Consider the following 17,440-nt stretch of genomic DNA (forward strand, 5'->3'; position numbering starts at 1 on the left):
GTCTCCGGTTCAAGCCTACCCTTTTAGCGCCCCGATGGTAATCCCTTTGACGAAATATTTTTGGATCATCGGATACAGCAGGAACACCGGACCGATCGTCACGCATACCGTCGCCAGCTGCACCCCATAGGTCGGCAGCGGCTGCGAGTAAGTCGTCTGACTGCCGCCGACATACGCGCCGATGTTGATGTTCGAGATGAGCTGGCGGATCATCATCTGCAGCGGATGCAGCTTGTAATCGTCGATGAACAGCAGCGCCAGGAAAAAGTCGTTCCAGTATTGCAGCGCGTAAAACAAGCCTACCGTCGCGATCACCGGCTTGGAGATCGGAAGGATGATGCGGAAGAAGATCGACAGGTCGTTGGCGCCGTCCACCGTCGCGGCTTCGTTGATCTCGTACGGCAGCGTCCGGAAAAACGAGACCATGATGAAGGCGAAGAACGGATTGAGCAGGTACGGCAGGATGAGTGCGGCGAGCGAGTCTTTCAGATGAAGCCAGTTCGCGATCAGGATATAGAAGCCGACCAGCCCCGCGCCGAAAATCATCGTGAAGTAAGTAAGGAACGACATGACGTTCCGGTACTTGACTTTGGGATGGGCCAGCACGTACGCGTACATCGCCGTGATGAGGACCGCGAGTACGGTGCCGATGACGGTAACGGACGTGGAGACGAGATAGCTGCTCGCGACCTGTTTGCCGTGCGCGAGGTATTGATAGGCGTTCAGGGAGAAATCTTTCGGAAAGAGCTGATAGCCATGCTGCTTGATGCTGGCTTCGGTCGCGAACGAATTGATCACCACGAGCCAGAACGGCAAGAAGCAGATTAGCGCGAATACGCCGGTAAAGCCGTAAAGGAAAAACACAAACGCCTTTTCGGAGAACGAGCGGTCCGTTCGGACTTTGACCGCTTTCGTCCGGACGGCTCTCGATTGCTGCAGAGAACGTTCCATGTGTGCACCTACCCGTTTTCGATTAGAACAAGCCGGAATCTTTGTCGATTTTTTTGGCGATGTAGTTGAAGATCACGATCGTCACGAGCCCCATCACGGATTGATAGAGGATGACCGCGGACGACTTGCTGAAGTCGCCCAGCTGGCGGAGCGCCCGGTACGAGTACGTATCGATGACGTCGGTCGTCGGATAAAGCGGCGCGGTGTCGCCGACGATCCCGTAGATCATGCCGAAGTCGCCGTAGAAGATCCGCCCGACCCCGAGCAGCGCCAGGACGATGAGCACGTTGCGGATGAGCGGAATCGTGATGTGGATGATCTGCTGAAACCGCGTGGCGCCGTCGATCCGCGCGCTCTCGTAATATTCGCCGGAAATGCCCGTAATGGCCGCGAGAAAGATGATGGAGTAATAACCGGCGAACTTCCAGACGTAGATGACGGTCAGGATGGCGGGCCAGACGCGGGGCATCAAGTACCAGTTTTGCGTGTCCATGCCGTTGGCCTCGAGCGTCCGGTTCAGGATGCCGTCCGTCGTGTTCAGGAAGGCGAACACCATCATGCTGACGACGAGCCACGAAATGAAATAGGGCATGAAGATGAAGGACTGGGCGATCTTCTTGAAGACGATCTGCTGGATTTCGTTTAGGAAGATGGCCAGGATCAGCGCGATCCCGAGCCCGCAGACGATGAACAGGCCGTTCAGGAAAATGGTGTTGAACGTGACCTTGTACCAGTCGCTGCTCATGAAGAAAAATTTGAAGTTGTCGAACCCGACCCACTGGCTGCCCCAGATGCCGTCGGCGAGCCGGTATCGCTTGAACGCGATCAGGTGCCCCGCCATCGGAACGTAGGCGAACACGATCAGGAACAAGAGGCCGGGCAGCGCCAGCAAGTACAAATATTTGTTTTTGACGATTTCTCTGACCAACGTCACGGATTGTCTGCTCCTCTCCTGCCGAACGATGAAGTGTGGTTATCTGTCTGCGTCCAGCTTAGGCCCGCGCCGTGCGGTCTGTATAGTTCTCATATGGGAACTCGGGCTAGAAGCCTGCGGAATGGCGGTAAAGGACGGAAAATACGGATGGTTCTCGATCCGGAAGACGGTTCGCAAAACGGAAATACCGCCCGCGGAGCCTATTGCGGCGCGGTTTTCGGCCGTCGCAAAAGAAAGCAAAGAGGCCCCGGCCGACGGCTGGAGCCTCTTGCATGGCGTTCGTGGAATGATGGGATTGTCACGCCAAGGGGATATGGTTCTCGATCCGGCCCTCCTTGCGTAACAGTGCGGTCGGGGTCATATTGGCATACTTCCGGAATTCCCGGTACCAATGGGATTGATCGTAATAACCGCCGGATAGCGCCATGTCGATATTCGGACTTGTCCGCCCTTCCCCGATCATACGCAGCGACTGCTGGAATCGTGCGATGCTTCCGTACTTTTTGGGCGTCAATCCTACCTCTTCCTTGAAGACGCGAATCAATCGTTCCGTGCTCAAATTCGCCATGTCCGCGATATCGGCAATGGAAGGCGCGTTCGCCGGGGCACGTTCGAACATTTCAAGCGCGTAGGCGACGGCCGGATGGCCTTTCGGAACCGTCCTTTTTTTCGTCAAACGGCGCAGAAGATACTGCTCGACCCATTGAAACCGCTGCTCCGATCCGGAAGTCTCCTGCAGCCGCTCCCGCAACTCGTTCACGAGCGAATGCCGGCCGAGCCCCTCCGCGAGAGGCAGGTCGATATCCTTCAATTCCCCAACCAAAGGGCCGAGAAACGGAAGCGCTCCTCCCGGTTTGAATCGAATGCCTACGCAGGATTCTTGGCATGCCGTATCCAGATAGTAGTAGGAGGACTTCGGACCCGCGATGATGCTGCCGGGCAGGATGATCCGGCGATCCGCACGGCGGCCCTCGAACAATCGAAACCGATCCTCTTTGAGGTTGATAATCCATGTCAACGAGGCGTCGGGAAGTTTCATTTCGAGCTCATGGCTCGGATGGTAGTTCTCGCAGATCCATATCTTCTCAATCCATTTCGCCAGAGGTTGTCCGGGTTTGCGCGCATGGAAAATCAAGCGATCCCCTCCCTAAGATCAATTTTATCCAATACGTTCCGATTTTCCGAGAATATACTTATGGAAGTTAGGGTTCACAACCAATCTAGAAGGAGGACTGGCCATGGCAACAAAAAGGAGACCGGAAGGCTATACTGCCGTAACCCCGTATTTTATCGTCGCGGGGGCGGAGCGATTCATTGAATTTATGAAACAGTGCTTCGATGCGGAGGAGCTGGAAAGGCACAATCGACCGGACGGAAGCCTTCAACATGCCGCCTGCCGAATCGGGGATGCCATCATCGAGATCGGCGGAGGAACGAATCCGGCTTTCCCGCCGATGAAAAGCGCGATCCATCTCTTCGTGGACGATCCCGATACGGTATACGACCGGGCTCTGCAAGCGGGGGCGCGCTCCCTGTATGAGCCGCAAGATCATGACTATGGGGAACGTTCGGGAGGCGTGGAAGACCCGTTCGGAAACCATTGGTATATCGCCGCGACGATCGACAGGGCGCTTCGTAAATAAAGCCTGCAATGGGAGGTCTTTCATGGAACGTTCGTGAAAGACCTCTTTTTTCGTTCGGGCGTACAGGTACAAATAGATTCATTATCAACGACGTGCAAAAATACGGAATGTCCTCCTTATTGTACACTTATTCCAATCCGCCGCAATGCGTTTCCGATGACGAACAGACAGAAATATTACTTGATACCAATTACTTGACATCAAGTAATTGGTTTATTTATAATCGGAGCAAATGAAGCTGGAGGGTTATGGATGGCAAAAAGACGCAAGGTGTCTAACCCGCTCGCGCTAGCCGTGCTAACTTATCTACTGGTTCGACCGATGCATCCTTACGAGCTGGGGCGGATGCTCACAGAGCACGGTAAAGACCGCAACATCAAGTACAACCAAGGTTCCCTTTACATGGTGATGGAGCAGCTGCGCAAGTCGGGCTTCGTTTCCGAACAGGAAACGATTCGGGATACGCAGCGTCCGGAACGTACGATCTATGGGATCACCGAAAGCGGAAGGACGGAATTATTCGACTGGATGCGAGAGATCGTAGTCGAACCGCGCAAGGAGTATCCACACTTTGGTGTCGCCTTATCGCTCATGATCATCCTCACGCCAGTTGAATTGACTGAACTTCTAGGAAAGCGGCTTGAGGCATTGATCAAACAAACCGAAGAGAGTCAAGACCTGATTCGCAAGTCAACGGATAACGGTGTGCAATGGGTTTTTCTGGCCGAGGAGGAGTACGGTCTCGCGTTAATGAAAGCCGAAATCAGCTTCATTACCAAACTCATCGAATCCCTTCAAGATCCGTCCTATGATCGAGCGCGACAAGAAATCTGGGAGAACCAATCAAGGGAAGAAGGATGACTACGGTGAAGCAGTATCGTAATCTTATTTCGAAGGGCATTTCTAGTTTTTCCAACCGCGCCGCATGGGTGTCATTCACGGCCACCCTCGCATTTGTGGTGATCCTTATTGCCCTTCATGCGTTGGAGCCGGAATTTGCCCCCTCCTGGAGGATGATTAGCGAATATGAGCTTGGCGACTTCGGCTGGTTGATGCAACTTGCTTTTTTGGGCTTGGGGCTTGGCTGCCTGAGCTTGATAGCGGCAATTGAGCCGAGCATCCGATCGATCGGCGGGTATATCGGGCTATTTTTCATGTTGATAGCTGCGGCGGGAATCATTATTGCCGGTTTGTTTCAAACGGATCCGATCACGATCAGCAGAGAGCACTGGTCGACGCACGGCGCATGGCATGCCTGGGGATCCGTGATGGTGATTCCCGTTGCCCCGATCGCTGCTTCTTTGATCAGTTTGGCGTTTAGCCGCCGCAGGTCATTCAACCATCAGGCTCGGCGCCTGCTTTGGGCAGCAACGGCTGTAATTTGGCTTAGTTTGATCGCTTTTATAGCCGGGGGCGGAACGAAATTTGAAGGAACCCGAGGGCCCGGCGATTGGACGGGTTGGGCGAACCGGGTTTTTATCGTGGGGTACAGCATTTGGATGATGATTGTTGCATGGAATATCATTAAAACTTTTAAGGTGAAGGCACCCCCTTCCCATCATCGAGCTTAAACTGGTTCTTCCAAGCTGCAGCGAGAATGCAAAAAGGCTGCCTTCGCGCCAAGCGCGGGGCAGCTTTCTCTGCGAATATCTCTACGGCCTGTGGCGGCAACCGGTCTGGTTCCCATTTACTCGCCGCGACTCACGCGGAACCCTTGATCGGGGCCGAAGCCGCTCGCTTCAAACTTGCCACGAAAGGAGATCTCGGCGTTGCTGACGTCGCCGATCCATCCGCCGCCCTTCACGACCCGGAAGGAACCGCTCCGGACGTCCGCGCCTTCGTACCAGTCCCAGCACCATTCCCTTACATTTCCCGACATATCGTAAAGTCCCAGCTCGTTGGGCTTCTTGACGCCGATCGGTTTGGTTTGGTTATGATTGTTTTCGATGATCGGCCAGTTCCATTCCCCGGACAAGTATCGATCTCCCGCGTTCCTCCAATACCAAGCGACCGTATCCGCGTGATCGCTTCCGCTGTAAGCGTAGCCCTTGCTCAACTGGCCGCCGCTCGCGGCGTATTCCCACTCCGCTTCCGTCGGCAGCCGGTACCCGTTCGCGCCTTCTTGGATCGTCACCGTCCATTTGATCGGATCGAACTCGCTTTTATTGTTCGGGTCTTTGCGATTTTGGTCTATTTTGTAGTAAGGCTGCAAGCCCTCTTTGATGCTTCTTTGGTTGCAGTACGACACGGCATCGTACCAGCTCACCATTTCAACCGGCAGATGGTCTCCTTTGAACTCCGACGGATTGCTTCCCATGACCTCCATCCACTCTTTTTGCGTGACCTCGTATGGGCCGATATAAAAGTTCGGCAGCGTGACGTTTTTTCCATAGCCGCTGGACTTCGCATTTAACATCGTCCCGCCTTTGACGTATACCAGTCCCTCATGCGTTCCAAGCTTGGCAAGTTTGGCGGGCTCTTCCTTCCTATCGGGCTTTTCTTGCGCGCAAGCGACGCCGGCAACGACCATGATGGCGAGGAGAAGGAAAAGGAACGGCTTTCTCATAACTTGATCTCCTTTTAACGGATGGAAATCGGATTCGAGCAGGCGACAATGCTTCTTGGGTTGAAATAGAGAAGGCCGCCGGCTGCGAGAGCCGGCAGGCCTTGTCCCGATTCCGGGCCATATTTTTCAATATTCTGAAATTCGTTTAAAGCCCTTCGGGTACCTTGCCGATCATGGAACGGTTACCACACCGTTACGTTCGAGCTCCCGCTGCTTTGATATCCCTCTGTCGCAAGCACCTGGTAGGCCCAACTGCTTCCAAGGTTCATGCCTTTGCTCTTCCATGCGTTAACGTGATTGCTGAATGTGATCGCGACGTTGCTCCCGGTCGCTCTCTTCGACTGGCGGACGCTCCAGAACTGGGTGAACGTTTGGGTGCCGTCGATGGATGGCGCGTTGTATCGCGTAGACGTATAAATGTCATAAGTGCCCCCGTCGCTAGTCACGGTGCCCTTATACGTGCCGGTAGGCCGATAGGTGCCCCAGCTGTCCACGACGTAATATTCGATGAGCGAGTTTCTCGTCCACCCGTAAAGCGTCAAATACCCGTTGCCGGAAGGCGCCCAGACGCCTGCATTGTAGTTGATGGTCCTGGTGGGCGATCCGGTATTCCAACCTTTGCCGACGACGAAGTTCCCGCTGTTCGACCATGTCACGCTGTAATTGCCGCCGGATCCGTTGACGGCATTGACCGTCCCGCCGCCGTCGGTCCAATTTTGCCAGTAATCCGTCGCCGCGCTGGAGGTACCCGCAAGCGCGCCAAAGCTCATGAGCGCCGCAGCAACGACCGTCAGCATTTTCTTGTTCCACTTCATCATCCTCAACCTCCTACAATTTTTGGTGGTTGCTTCCAAACTGCTTTATTTGTTGCGCATTGCGAGAGCTGCATGCTCCCGGATCCGCGAACGCTCTCTGTCACCTCCTTCCAGGTAAATTATAGAAGGTAAGCGCATTCATTACACTTCACAAATTAAAGATGACACCCTGTCATTTTAAAGAACTCGCCGAGTCGATGTTGTTCCGAGGAACCGTTCGATGATTATGATCTCGGATCGATGAGCCGGAGCACCGGGAACAAATGAAAGAAGTTTTGGTTTGGGTAACAAAGAAATTTCCGCACCTGCAGCCCAAAATTGCCTGGAACCAACCGATGTTTACCGATCACGATACCTTTATCATCGGCTTCAGCGCGTCCAAGCAGCATTTGGCTGTTGTAACGTTCGATGGATTACTCCTTGTTGGAACGAATGATTCAGTTCAATATCCAGGATAAAGCCGACTGTTCGACTTTTTGGCGGAAATAGCCCCATTGTACAACCATGAAATCCCCTTGAAAAAGGGGGTTTTTTATTGTTTTTGCAAAATGGGTTGACATGACTCCAAATCGTGTCCTAAAATCAAAACGACACCTAATGGTGTCCTATGTTCGAGCGAGGGACGCCTTGCTTGACGAAGGAATGGACCCCACCCACGATCGCTTGGGGTAGAAGGATTTCATGATGGGAAAGGAAGTTGATGAAATGGGCTTCTTTAAAGATTTAGCTGCCGTCTTCAACAAAAGAGAAATGACCTTCATAGACAGTTTCAAAGAATCCGAGAATATCTATTCGTTTTTATTCGAGAAAGATCCAGATTTGCATTGGGAACCCGGGCAATACGGCTTGATCAGCATCACTCATAAACCAATCAAAAATGCGACAAAGCCATTTAGCCTCGCGTCGGCTCCCGCAGAAAATGTGGTCAGGATTACAACTCGAATCGGCGATCAGCCCAGCGAGTTTAAACAAGCGCTGTTGGAATTGAAACCAGGCATGAAAATAAAAATGAGCGGAGCCATCGGATCTTTTTCCCTGAAGAACAACAACCCTACCCTCTTGATCGCCGGCGGAATCGGCATTACGCCTTTTCGGTCGATGCTAAAGCAACATGCTGCTTCGGGGAATGGAGAGAACAAACAAATTCATCTCCTCTATACGGATAGCAAAAAATCATATCTGTTTAAAGATGAATTAGATGCTTTGGCTGATCGTTCCGTCGCTGACGTCACTTATCTGGATTCAAGAGAAAATCTGGAGAAGGAAATCGAATCGTTTATCGCCCGGTATAAGGACAACGGAACGTTCTTTGTTGCGGGACCGAAATCGCTTGTAGCGTCCGTTTCCGCTTTCCTGCAAGGGAAAAAGATATCCAAGCAGAAATTGAAAAAGGACGCCTTCAGGGGATATTAGTTCTTTCCGGCCCATCGCGTATCATCGGCGACGTATTGTGCAGGTATGATCCGGTAAGCGCTAGGAGGAAACGCCGGTCGAACGGGGCGCGCCGCGGGACAAACGCCTGAACAACTCGGGCAGCGCCACGCCCAGCAGCACGAGCGTCACCCCGGCCCACTGCAGCTCGCTCACCCGCTCGTGCAGTACGACCGAAGACAGCATCACCGCGACAGGCAGCTCAGCGGCGCCGAGAATGCCGGTCAGCCCTTCCCCGATACGCGGGACGCCGATCGCGAACAGCAGCGGCGGCAGGAATGCGCCGAACAAGCCGAGCAGGAAGCCGAACGGCAGCAGGCCGCCGAGCAGCGTCCCGTCGAACAGGAAAGCGGGCGGGAACAGGACGAACACGAACAGCATCGCGCCCGTGATCATCCAGGCGCTGCGCTGCGCGGGGTGGACCGTAGGCACCGCCTTGCCGCTGATCAGGATAAACGCCGTGTAGCTCACGGCGGACAAAAAGCCGAACAGGACGCCGAGGCCCCGGAACGCGTCCAGTCCGCGGTCGAGAATGCCCGCCGCAAGCAGCGTTCCGCCGAGCAGGACGGCCAGCGTCACGAGCAGCGCGGCGTTCGGACGCCGTCTCCGGGATATCGCGTCGATCAGGACGCCCATCCACGTAAACTGGAACAGCAACAAGATCGCGAGCGAGTTGGGAATGTAGCGGAGCGATTCGTAATACAACAGCCCCGTCAGTCCGGTCGGCATCCCCGCCGCCATCAGCAAGACGGCCTGCTTCCACGTCGCTCGCGGAGCCGCCCGGTTCGCCGGCGGATGCGTCATCTGTCCCCCGCTCTTCCGCCGCTGGCGCGCGGCCATGACCAACACGAGCGCCCAAGCCAGCAGGCAGCCTGTGGCGAGCTGACTGCCGACCACCTGTCCGAGCGTAAAGCCATTGCCGTACGCCTTGGTCACGATCGTCGACAAGATGCCGTAGCAGACCGCGCCTAGCAATACCGCTATTCTGTATTTCATCTGGATGCATGCTCCTTTCGCTTCGCGCCGGGGGGAAAAACAAAAAACTTCCTTGCCCGGAATATGCGATTCGCCGGATGGGCGAAACGATATTCGTAGCAAGGAAGTATCGGCTTCCCGTAGAGACCCCCGCCCCGATCGCGGAGTTATACGAATGATAATCACGTTTATGAACTGGCAACAGCGTTAATCATAAAACGTCCGGCCCCCATTGTCAATGGTCTGCCATTCCCTTGACGCTTGGAGTTTCCCCTCATCCTCGGTCCCGATATTGGCTCGGCGTCATGCCGGTCGCCTTTTTGAAAATCGTGAAAAAATGGCTTTTCGTCTGAAAACCCGCCCGCTCGCCGATATCCGTCACCGTCCATTCGGTCGTGACGAGCAGCTCCTTGACCTTCGCGATGCGTTCCTGCAGGATGTAGTCCGACAACGTGACATCCATCGCCTCCTTGAACAGCTGGCGCACGTGCCGCGTGGACAAGGACACCTGCTCGGCGATCTCCTCGATCGTCAGCATCGGATCGTGGAGATGATCCTTCACGTACTCGACGATTTCCGTGACGATCTCTTCCCGGCGGCTCGCGCCCTTGCGGCTGCTCAGCTCCTCCATGACGGCGTTCAATTCCCGCTCCAGCCATGAACGCACGCCCGCCAGCGTATCGAACGAAGCGAGGATCTGCTCGATATCTTGGGCGGCTTCGAGCGACGGCAGCTTGTTAAACGTCTTGAACAGCGTATACAGCAGGAGCGACAGCTGGAACTTGCTCTCCGCGTACCGCATCGTCTGCATGTGCGCAAATAGCCGGTCCAGGCCGGCAGACACCTCTTCGGGCTTCGCCATTCGCACCTGCTTGATCAGCTCTTCCACCAGCTGGTCGTCCGGCAGCGGTTGGACGCTCCGCATGTAGGCCTCGAAGTCCCGCTCCAGGAACACCTTGTCTTCCCCGGAGACGAACTGCAGCATCGTCAGCTCGAGGATGTGCTGATAGATCGCGCGGATGTCGTCGCGTACGTGCTTCGGTTCGCTGGCGGCGATCGTGATCTCGATCTGCGTCCACTGGCGGATCTGCGCCCGCGCCTCCTCCAGCAGCGCCGTCAGGCGATCCATGTCTACGTCCCGGCCCGCGAAGAGCAGGACGAGATGATCGCCCCCAAGATCGACGGCTTCGGCATGCCCCGCCATTTGAAGGATCTCCTCCGCGATATTGCCCATCGCGTATTTGATCAGCTTGCGGGACGCGAAGCCGTACTGTTCCTTAAACGCGCCGTAGCCATTCATGCGGAAAACGATGACATGAAGGTCCGCGCTCTCGAACAGCTTGGACTGCTGGCGGACGTACTGCTCGACCGGCGCGATCAGCTTGCCCTGAAGGATCCACTGCCGCAAATACTCGGCTTTGATCACGTTGCGATGCTCCCGCATGGACGCGTCGAGCTGTCCCATCCGGTCCTCCATCAGCTCGATGCCGTCGCGGATGACGCTGTATTCATCCTTCGCGGCTTCGCCGGGCTGCAGCCGCCCGCTCAGTCCGAGCTTGCGGTCGAGCCGGTCCGCGAGCTGGGAGATCGGCTTGTACGTTCGCCGGGAGTTCCAGAACAGGACAAGCAGGATGAGCGTGACCATCCCTGCAAGCACGATCGTCAGCTTCGTCCGGAACGCGTGGAAGTCGGCCTGGATGCCCTCCAGCTTCGCCATCTGGTAGAATACCCAACCTTGCGGCTCGATCGAGGCGTATTGGACGGACCAGGACTCGCCTCCGTAGGACAGCGTATAGCTCCCCATTCCCTCCGTCGAGCGGGCCGCCACAGCGATGTTCAGATCGGGATCGCCGTCGTCACCCAGCATAACCGCCCCGTCGCGGTCGAGGATGAACGACCGGAGTCCGGACGCATCGCCGTCCTTGAGCAAATACTGCCGGACCAGCGCGTCGTTCAGCAGGAGGACCAAATAGCCGTACGAGGGCTGGCCGGACGGCACGGTCGGAATCATGAGCGTCAGCGTCGGCGTGCCGTTCACCTCATGGACGAAAAAGCGCTGATAAGCGTTTTTCGGCGTTCGCGCGAGCGCCAGCATCGCTTGGTCCGGAAAAGCGGCGAACGTCGAAATCCCGTACTTCAGGTCGATGACGTGCTCTGTCCGCATGTTGATCAAATACGCATTGTCCAGGAATGGCTCGGTCGTCCTGTACTTGGCGGCGGCCGACAGCGCCTCCACCTGGGTGCCTTGGGACTCTTCGCCGGCCATCATCCAGGCTTGGATGCTCTTGTCGGCGTACATGGTAAAGCCGTACGCCATCATTTTGTCGAAGATGAACGCCGTGTTGTCGCGCGAGTGCGCGATTTCCGCTCGGTTCACCCGGTCGATTTGCTTCATCGCGTACTTCGAAAATTGATCCGTGAGCAAAAACACGAACGGTACCGAGACGAGCACCAACAGCAAGCTCAAGCCCAGGAAAATCCGGATGTAGGTCTGTCGCGGCCGCAGCCGGCTCCATCGCCGCGGTCCGGCGATGGAGCGCAGCCGCTGTAGGAGGGTTTGGCCCATGCAGCGTCGTTCCTCCCGTTAGTCAGGCTGCCCTTCGGCCGTCGCCTCGTCCTCCGTGACGATCGGCGCGCGGACGATGCCGGGGTCCGTGAATATGTCGTATTCGTCCCGGCTCGTGCTGGAAAACTCCGAGACGACCGCGCCTTCCGGCCCGCCTTGAAACCAATGCTTGGTGCCCGGCGGAATCGTGTGCTGTTCGCCGGGCCGCAGGACGATCTCGCGGAACACCGTATAGTGCGCCTCGCTCCCGGCGGGGACGATCGCGCGGATGTCCTTCGTCGCCTCTCCCTCTACATAGAGATAAACGACGCCCCAGCGGCAGCGGAACGTCTCCATCTTGCCCGGCTCGCCATCGACGGGCGGATGCAGATGCTCGGGGCAGGTCTGTCCGGGGAAGAGGACGAGCTCCTTGGCGCAGTACCGGTCGGTATTCACGTACGTGACGAGCTCGAGCCCCTGCTTGTCCAGTTGGCCGAGCCCGAAACCCGCAACCTCGATGCCCTCGCGTTCCTCGGCCGTCAAGACGATGCCTGCGCGCGCGAACAGCTTCGCCGTCCGCTCCTGCGCCCTTCTCACTTCGCTCCGCAAGATCATGAAGAGACCCCTTTCGTTAATAACATTTGATGTTTGTTTTTAACATTATCACAGGACGCAACCGCTCACAATGCCTTTTTTGGCAGGTCGCGTCCCGGATCGGAAAGCGAAGGAAAACGTGTACGGGACCGGCGAACCCGCGGGCGCCGGAGAGTCCGCTGACGAGTTGCCAGGAGACGGCTGACGGATTGCCAGGAGGCGGCTAAAGGATCACCAGGAGGTGGCTAATGGATCGCAGCAAGGCGGCTAACGGATCTGGATGCCGTTATTTCTCTTAAAATCGGAATTATTCCATTCTAACGGATCCCAGAGACGCTATTTCATTCCGAAAGACCGCAAATCTCCTCTATGGCCCCCAATAAGCGCGTATGGAACCGTTAAATCCGCCATACAGGATTTTGGCGCCAAATAGCGGCTCCTGTATCCGTTAGCGCTTGCTCCATCCGTACATCCGAGAATCTGTACACCCGTGTATCCACGCATCCGTGTATCCGTTCATCCGTTCATCCGTGTATCCATACACCGTTGCACACGTGCATCCGTACATCCATACATCCGCCATCCGCCCCTGCAACCTATCATCCGAACTGTTATTCATCCGAAATCCAAAGTCGTGCATCCATTCTCCCGCATCTCCGTACTCCGAGAAAAATTCCATCAGCGGGATGGTCCAACGCAGAAAAAAGGAGCTTGCCGCTAGGCAAACCCGCTTCTAGACGAGATCTTCGTCGGCGACGAGCTCCAATCCTTCGTGCTTGTCCGGTCAGTCAAACGCGCCCCGCTCGCCCGCGGCGCGCTTCGTTAGGCCGAGCCCTTCTCGTTCAGCCGGTCCAGCACCAGATGGACGGCGATCGCGTCGTCCAAATAGCCGATCGGAAACAGATAATCCGGGATAATGTCCGCGGACAGGATAAAGTACAGCAGCCCGCTGCCGAGGACGGCGCGCACGTGGCCGGGCGTCTTCTCGTCACAGTAACGCACATGCATCTCCTTCAGATGTTCGATAAACGGACCGATCCCGTTCACCTGGCTCACCTTGGCGTCGAAGTCGAAACAGATCATCCGGTGTCCTTCCTCCGTCTGGGCGTATTGCTCGTACTTCCGTAGCTCCTGCTCGATCCGGGCGGTCGTCGCCTCGGGGTCGAACAACTGCGTCTCGTCCAGCATGCCGCGGATCGCGTCCAGCGAATCGAGGACCTTGGGGCCGCCGTCGTTCTTGGGGCCTGCGGCCCCATACCCTGCAGCCTCGAGCAGCGAGTCGAGCGGGACGCGCAGATGCTCGGCGAACTGCCGCAGATGATACAGCTTCGGCTGTTGCTTGCCGTTGACGATTCGCGAGATCGTCGCCGCATCCATCCCGCACAGGTGGCCCAGCCTGCGCATGGAAAGCGATTGCTCGTCGAGCAGCTGCTTGATCAGAAATCCGATACGGCGTTCCTCGGGTCGATCTTGCGCATCCATTCCCGCATCCCTCCCTCAGGCTTCTAATTTTATCTATATGTGTCCGGACGTTGTTTTTTGCCCCGCAATCGTAGGAATCCTTCGCTCGGCGTTGAGAATTTCGCATGGACTCGCACGATTTTCTCAACGCCACATAGTCTATTAGCAAAATCGCACAACAAGAGGTGGCTCCCCATGACAGGTTTGTTGATTCTCGGCTTTACCGTATCGTCCAGCCTCGACAATCTCGGCGTCGGCATTTCGTACGGCATCCGCAAAATCCGGATCGGCCTGCTCTCCAATCTGCTGATCGCCGCCGTATGCTTCGCCTTCAGCTACTCCGGCATCTGGTTCGGCAAGTGGATCTCCGCCATCCTTCCCGGCATACTGCCCGTGCTGCTCGGCACCTTCCTCCTGTTCGTCATCGGAATCCGGATCATCCTGCTTGCGGTGCCCCGCAAACGCCAAGAAGCCCCCGCCGACAAGAAGTCGGCGGAGGCGCCCGCGGAAGCGTCCGCGGCGACCGGATTAAGCGGCCTTCTGCGAAATCCCGAGCTCGCGGACCGGGACCGGTCGCAGCACATCGGCGTAGGGGAAGCCCTCGTGCTCGGGGTCGCCCTGTCGGCCAACGCCCTCACCAACGGCTTAAGCGCGGGACTGCTCGGCTTGTCTCCTTTGTGGATCTCGCTGCTCGCCGCCATCGGCAGCTTCGTCACGGTGTGGTTCGGCGTCTGGCTGGGCGCCAAAGTCGCGAATGTCCGGATCGGCTCGTTTACGCTGGGGCAATTCGGCACGCTCGCGAGCGGCATCATCCTCGTGCTGATCGCGGCGAACAACTTTTTCTAAGCCGTTCCTGCCGCCTAGGGCAAGCGCGTCCGATTCCAGGCGGCGATCCGGCGGATGATCTCCGTCCAGCGCGCCTGGTGATCGGCCTCGCGGGCATCGGGCACGAAGCCCAGCTTCAGGTACGTCCGGATCGCGGGCAGCCGGAAATCGTCGGTCTTGAGCAGGGCGCTGCGCTTGCCCTCTTCCTCCATCTTCCGCAGCGCGGCGAGCGTCGCCGCATAGCCGAGCCCGAGGCCGGCGTAGGCCGGCAGCGCGCCGACCATATGCACGTATCCGGCGTACGGCTCCCGCGTTTCGGGCTCGTCGGGTTCGAGCGCGGAAGCCGTGGCGACGGGCTCGAACCCCCGGCAGACGAACAGGACGCGGTCGGGCCGGTAGGAGGGCCTGCTCGCGACCTTGTCCGCGAACGGGATCGGCTCGCCGAAGGCGATGGCGACGATTCGTTCCCAAGCCTCGGCATCCCCATCCCGGTAAACGCGGATCTGGCAGCCTTGCGGACAGTAGGAAGGCGGCAAGCCCTCCAGGGAATCCCGCCGCATCCACAGCTTCGAGCGCCCGGGCTCCGTCATTTCGTCCGCACCCCCGTCCTGAAATCCGGGATCGGGACGGGCGCCCCGTCGGCCTCGACGGAAGCCATCGAGAGGAAGAAAATCGAGCTCCAGGCGACGGCGTCGTAGACGTCGACGAGCGGCGCCCGGTCCTCCTGAATCGCCGAGATGAACTCCTCCAGCACCAGAAAGTCGCCGCCGCCATGCTTCGTTTGGGATGCGAACTTGCCCCACGTCCGCCACTTGGGATGGTCGAACTCCGGCTGGTACCGGGAGAGCGGCTCCCACCGCTCCGAGCCGTCTTCCTCGTTTGTCGGCGACAAACCGCGGAACCAGACGAGATCCTCCTCGCCCGGATGGCGGGCGGACAGGTAGGCGCCCTTCGTCCCCTGCAGGACGAAGTGGGTTTTGTTGTGCGGGCGGACGGAAGTCCAATCGACGCGGAGCGTCATCAGCACGCCCTGCTCGGTGCGGACCGTCGCCACGGCCGAATCGCCCTGCCGCCAGTAGCCTTCCCGCGCCGCAGGGTGCTCGCTGCCGAACGACTCCCGAAAGTACAGCTGCAGCGAGCGGGACGGGGACGCGAAGGCGGAGACGGCGCGGAGCCGATCGCCGGCCGGCTGGCTCGCGCCGAGCCATTGGGCGATGGGGCCGATCGCGTGCGTCGGATAGTTGACGCCGTTCAGCTCGCGATGCAGCCGGCCCCGCCAGGTTAGCGAGCCTTCGGGATCGTGGATCAAGTGACGGAGCTCGTGAATGTAGCCGCCTTCGAGGTAGGTGATTTCGCCGAACATCCCCATCTCGGCCATATGCTTCACGGTCAGGTTCGAGCGGGAGAAGCAATAGTTTTCCGACATCATGTACTTCAGCCCGGTCTGCTCCACCGTCTCGATCAGCGCCCAGGCCTCTTCCTCGGATTGCACGGCAATCACTTCGCTCAGCACGTGTTTGCCGGCTTTTAAGGCGGCGATCGATTGCGCTGCGTGCAGGTGCATCGGACTCAGAATGAACACCGCGTCGATGGAAGGATCCTTCAGCATCTCGTCGTAGTCCCGGTACGTGCGGATCCGCGGAAACTTCTCCTTCCACTGCTTCAGCACCCACTCGTTCAGATCGCAGGTGGCGGTCAGCTCGATGCGGTTCGACAGCGAATAGAGCGCGTTCAGGAAGCTCGCGCCCCGATTGCCGCCGACGATCGCCAGCTTGACGGGCGCCCGGTTCGTCATCGCGCGGCTCCCTCCCCGCCCCGATCCGCATCCGTTCCCGCCCACGACACGCGCCATTCGGCCGAAAAGCCGTCGCCCGCGGCGCGCGGGTGCCGCAGGTAATCGTCCATGTGTCTGCCGACGAGCGTCGTCCATTCCAAGACCCGTTCCTCCGGAAGTTCCGCGAACAGCGGCACGGCTTCGGCCTGCACACCCTCTGCGTCCGCGAACAGCAGCCAAGCGACCGGCACGTCAAGGACGGAGGCCGCCTGGAAGAAATGAAGCCCGCCGCGCGAGACGAGCGACTGCACGTGATTATGCCCGTTCATGTATAGAGCGGGACCGCCTCGGCGCTTCAGCAAAGACAGCAACGCCTCTCCCGGCTCCGGATCGAGGCCCATCATCGCTTCGTCCGATCGGTCCGTCGTGCCCGGCACCGGATGATGCGCGAAGATCAGCAGCGGCCTGGCGTCTTCCGCCGCCAGCCGCTCGCCCAGCCAATCCAACTGCTCGCCGTCCAGCGTCCCGCCCCAATTGCCGCGATCGGCTTCCCTGGCGGTATCGAGGAAGAGCAGCCGAACATCCGCGGACGCGATCTCCTCGTAGCGAGGTCTCTCCGTCCACCGCCGGATGTCGGCCTTCGCCAGCGCGAACGTATCATGATTGCCGAACACGTGAAGCAGCCGTTGCTCCGGATGCCGCCGGCGCGCGAAGCCGTAGACGTGCTCGAACGCCTCCGCCTCTCCTTCGTGCGTCAGGTCGCCGAGCGAGACGTGATGGTCGGCTTCGATGGACAGGAACGCGCCCAGGGCACGCTCGTAGAACGCGTCCCGGGCCGCTTCCGCGGCGTCCCGGTCGGACAGCCGGAATGGATAATGCAGGTCGCCGATCAGAGCGATCTTCATGCGACATCCCCCTCACTTTTG

Annotated in this window: 17 protein-coding genes, 1 pseudogene and 1 riboswitch; of the genes and pseudogenes, 6 read left to right on the forward strand and 12 right to left on the reverse strand. The window is 57.9% G+C overall.

What is annotated here, in order from left to right:
* Positions 1–15: 15 nt before the first annotated feature.
* The 3 genes from LKX83_RS02380 to LKX83_RS02390 all read right to left on the reverse strand — a co-directional run bounded on the left by LKX83_RS02380 (position 16) and on the right by LKX83_RS02390 (position 3,020).
* Positions 16–951: a carbohydrate ABC transporter permease gene (locus LKX83_RS02380; RefSeq protein ID WP_227880538.1), complete on the reverse strand. Its 936-nt coding sequence runs from the start codon at positions 949–951 to the stop codon at positions 16–18.
* Between the two features lie 22 nt (positions 952–973).
* Entirely contained in the window at positions 974–1,885 is a 912-nt protein-coding gene (locus LKX83_RS02385) for an ABC transporter permease (protein ID WP_227880539.1), read from the reverse strand.
* 298 nt (positions 1,886–2,183) lie between these two features.
* The gene (locus LKX83_RS02390; RefSeq protein ID WP_227880544.1) at positions 2,184–3,020 is read right to left on the reverse strand and encodes a helix-turn-helix domain-containing protein; all 837 of its coding nucleotides are present in this window, start codon (positions 3,018–3,020) and stop codon (positions 2,184–2,186) included.
* Between the two features lie 103 nt (positions 3,021–3,123).
* Here LKX83_RS02390 and LKX83_RS02395 point away from each other — a divergent pair, with 103 nt between their 5' ends.
* From LKX83_RS02395 to LKX83_RS02405, 3 genes are all read left to right on the forward strand, one after another.
* Complete coding sequence (locus tag LKX83_RS02395) at positions 3,124–3,528, forward strand: VOC family protein (protein ID WP_227880545.1); 405 nt, start codon at positions 3,124–3,126, stop codon at positions 3,526–3,528.
* 252 nt (positions 3,529–3,780) lie between these two features.
* The gene (locus tag LKX83_RS02400) at positions 3,781–4,389 is read left to right on the forward strand and encodes a PadR family transcriptional regulator (protein ID WP_227880546.1); all 609 of its coding nucleotides are present in this window, start codon (positions 3,781–3,783) and stop codon (positions 4,387–4,389) included.
* Positions 4,386–5,099: a DUF998 domain-containing protein gene (locus LKX83_RS02405; protein ID WP_227880548.1), complete on the forward strand. Its 714-nt coding sequence runs from the start codon at positions 4,386–4,388 to the stop codon at positions 5,097–5,099. Before LKX83_RS02400 ends, LKX83_RS02405 begins: the two co-directional genes overlap by 4 nt.
* Positions 5,100–5,215: 116 nt before the next feature.
* Here LKX83_RS02405 and LKX83_RS02410 read toward each other — a convergent pair whose 3' ends face one another.
* Both LKX83_RS02410 and LKX83_RS02415 read right to left on the reverse strand, forming a co-directional pair.
* Positions 5,216–6,094, reverse strand: a complete 879-nt coding sequence (locus tag LKX83_RS02410) for a formylglycine-generating enzyme family protein (protein ID WP_227880549.1) — start codon at positions 6,092–6,094, stop codon at positions 5,216–5,218.
* Positions 6,095–6,276: 182 nt separating this feature from the next.
* A complete protein-coding gene (locus LKX83_RS02415; RefSeq protein ID WP_227880550.1) occupies positions 6,277–6,912 on the reverse strand; it encodes a glycoside hydrolase family 11 protein in 636 nt (211 codons plus the stop codon).
* A gap of 260 nt (positions 6,913–7,172) precedes the next feature.
* Between LKX83_RS02415 and LKX83_RS02420 the strand changes: the two are divergent.
* Positions 7,173–7,398 (forward strand): annotated as a pseudogene (locus tag LKX83_RS02420) (iron chaperone).
* A gap of 216 nt (positions 7,399–7,614) precedes the next feature.
* The gene (locus tag LKX83_RS02425) at positions 7,615–8,322 is read left to right on the forward strand and encodes an FAD-dependent oxidoreductase (protein WP_227880802.1); all 708 of its coding nucleotides are present in this window, start codon (positions 7,615–7,617) and stop codon (positions 8,320–8,322) included.
* Positions 8,323–8,382: 60 nt separating this feature from the next.
* Here LKX83_RS02425 and LKX83_RS02430 read toward each other — a convergent pair whose 3' ends face one another.
* The 4 genes from LKX83_RS02430 to LKX83_RS02445 form a co-directional block, all read right to left on the reverse strand.
* Positions 8,383–9,336: an EamA family transporter gene (locus LKX83_RS02430; protein ID WP_227880551.1), complete on the reverse strand. Its 954-nt coding sequence runs from the start codon at positions 9,334–9,336 to the stop codon at positions 8,383–8,385.
* Positions 9,337–9,412: 76 nt separating this feature from the next.
* Positions 9,413–9,510: riboswitch (purine riboswitch) on the reverse strand.
* Positions 9,511–9,589: 79 nt separating this feature from the next.
* Positions 9,590–11,881: a helix-turn-helix domain-containing protein gene (locus LKX83_RS02435; protein ID WP_227880552.1), complete on the reverse strand. Its 2,292-nt coding sequence runs from the start codon at positions 11,879–11,881 to the stop codon at positions 9,590–9,592.
* 18 nt (positions 11,882–11,899) lie between these two features.
* Complete coding sequence (locus LKX83_RS02440) at positions 11,900–12,475, reverse strand: D-lyxose/D-mannose family sugar isomerase (protein ID WP_227880553.1); 576 nt, start codon at positions 12,473–12,475, stop codon at positions 11,900–11,902.
* 801 nt (positions 12,476–13,276) lie between these two features.
* Complete coding sequence (locus LKX83_RS02445) at positions 13,277–13,936, reverse strand: helix-turn-helix domain-containing protein (RefSeq protein ID WP_227880555.1); 660 nt, start codon at positions 13,934–13,936, stop codon at positions 13,277–13,279.
* A gap of 174 nt (positions 13,937–14,110) precedes the next feature.
* Between LKX83_RS02445 and ytaF the strand changes: the two genes are divergently transcribed.
* Complete coding sequence (gene ytaF / locus LKX83_RS02450) at positions 14,111–14,761, forward strand: sporulation membrane protein YtaF (RefSeq protein ID WP_227880557.1); 651 nt, start codon at positions 14,111–14,113, stop codon at positions 14,759–14,761.
* A 14-nt stretch (positions 14,762–14,775) separates the two neighbouring features.
* On the opposite strand, the gene LKX83_RS02455 is transcribed toward ytaF, so the two are convergent.
* From LKX83_RS02455 to LKX83_RS02465, 3 genes are read right to left on the reverse strand one after another with little or no spacing between them, the layout of a single operon-like run.
* Positions 14,776–15,330 carry a GNAT family N-acetyltransferase gene (locus LKX83_RS02455; RefSeq protein WP_227880559.1) on the reverse strand — a complete coding sequence of 185 codons (555 nt, stop codon included), beginning with the start codon at positions 15,328–15,330 and terminating at the stop codon, positions 14,776–14,778.
* Positions 15,327–16,535: a Gfo/Idh/MocA family oxidoreductase gene (locus LKX83_RS02460; protein ID WP_227880561.1), complete on the reverse strand. Its 1,209-nt coding sequence runs from the start codon at positions 16,533–16,535 to the stop codon at positions 15,327–15,329. Before LKX83_RS02460 ends, LKX83_RS02455 begins: the two co-directional genes overlap by 4 nt.
* Positions 16,532–17,419: a metallophosphoesterase family protein gene (locus tag LKX83_RS02465; RefSeq protein ID WP_227880565.1), complete on the reverse strand. Its 888-nt coding sequence runs from the start codon at positions 17,417–17,419 to the stop codon at positions 16,532–16,534. The genes LKX83_RS02460 and LKX83_RS02465 overlap by 4 nt, the downstream gene beginning before the upstream one ends.
* Between the last annotated feature and the right edge of the window lie 21 nt (positions 17,420–17,440).

Source organism: Cohnella baijiui, from assembly GCF_020731285.1.
GTDB lineage: Bacteria > Bacillota > Bacilli > Paenibacillales > Paenibacillaceae > Cohnella.

What these genes read in the sequence shown, in the direction of transcription:
- LKX83_RS02405 (WP_227880548.1), top strand. Translation starts at nt 4,386, where the DNA reads ATGACTACGGTGAAGCAGTATCGTAATCTTATTTCGAAGGGCATTTCT.
- LKX83_RS02380 (WP_227880538.1), bottom strand. Translation starts at nt 951, where the DNA reads ATGGAACGTTCTCTGCAGCAATCGAGAGCCGTCCGGACGAAAGCGGTC.
- LKX83_RS02410 (WP_227880549.1), bottom strand. Translation starts at nt 6,094, where the DNA reads ATGAGAAAGCCGTTCCTTTTCCTTCTCCTCGCCATCATGGTCGTTGCC.
- LKX83_RS02440 (WP_227880553.1), bottom strand. Translation starts at nt 12,475, where the DNA reads ATGATCTTGCGGAGCGAAGTGAGAAGGGCGCAGGAGCGGACGGCGAAG.
- LKX83_RS02465 (WP_227880565.1), bottom strand. Translation starts at nt 17,419, where the DNA reads ATGAAGATCGCTCTGATCGGCGACCTGCATTATCCATTCCGGCTGTCC.
- LKX83_RS02455 (WP_227880559.1), bottom strand. Translation starts at nt 15,330, where the DNA reads ATGACGGAGCCCGGGCGCTCGAAGCTGTGGATGCGGCGGGATTCCCTG.
- LKX83_RS02430 (WP_227880551.1), bottom strand. Translation starts at nt 9,336, where the DNA reads ATGAAATACAGAATAGCGGTATTGCTAGGCGCGGTCTGCTACGGCATC.
- LKX83_RS02415 (WP_227880550.1), bottom strand. Translation starts at nt 6,912, where the DNA reads ATGATGAAGTGGAACAAGAAAATGCTGACGGTCGTTGCTGCGGCGCTC.
- LKX83_RS02400 (WP_227880546.1), top strand. Translation starts at nt 3,781, where the DNA reads ATGGCAAAAAGACGCAAGGTGTCTAACCCGCTCGCGCTAGCCGTGCTA.
- LKX83_RS02425 (WP_227880802.1), top strand. Translation starts at nt 7,615, where the DNA reads ATGGGCTTCTTTAAAGATTTAGCTGCCGTCTTCAACAAAAGAGAAATG.
- LKX83_RS02435 (WP_227880552.1), bottom strand. Translation starts at nt 11,881, where the DNA reads ATGGGCCAAACCCTCCTACAGCGGCTGCGCTCCATCGCCGGACCGCGG.
- LKX83_RS02395 (WP_227880545.1), top strand. Translation starts at nt 3,124, where the DNA reads ATGGCAACAAAAAGGAGACCGGAAGGCTATACTGCCGTAACCCCGTAT.
- LKX83_RS02445 (WP_227880555.1), bottom strand. Translation starts at nt 13,936, where the DNA reads ATGGATGCGCAAGATCGACCCGAGGAACGCCGTATCGGATTTCTGATC.
- ytaF (WP_227880557.1), top strand. Translation starts at nt 14,111, where the DNA reads ATGACAGGTTTGTTGATTCTCGGCTTTACCGTATCGTCCAGCCTCGAC.
- LKX83_RS02460 (WP_227880561.1), bottom strand. Translation starts at nt 16,535, where the DNA reads ATGACGAACCGGGCGCCCGTCAAGCTGGCGATCGTCGGCGGCAATCGG.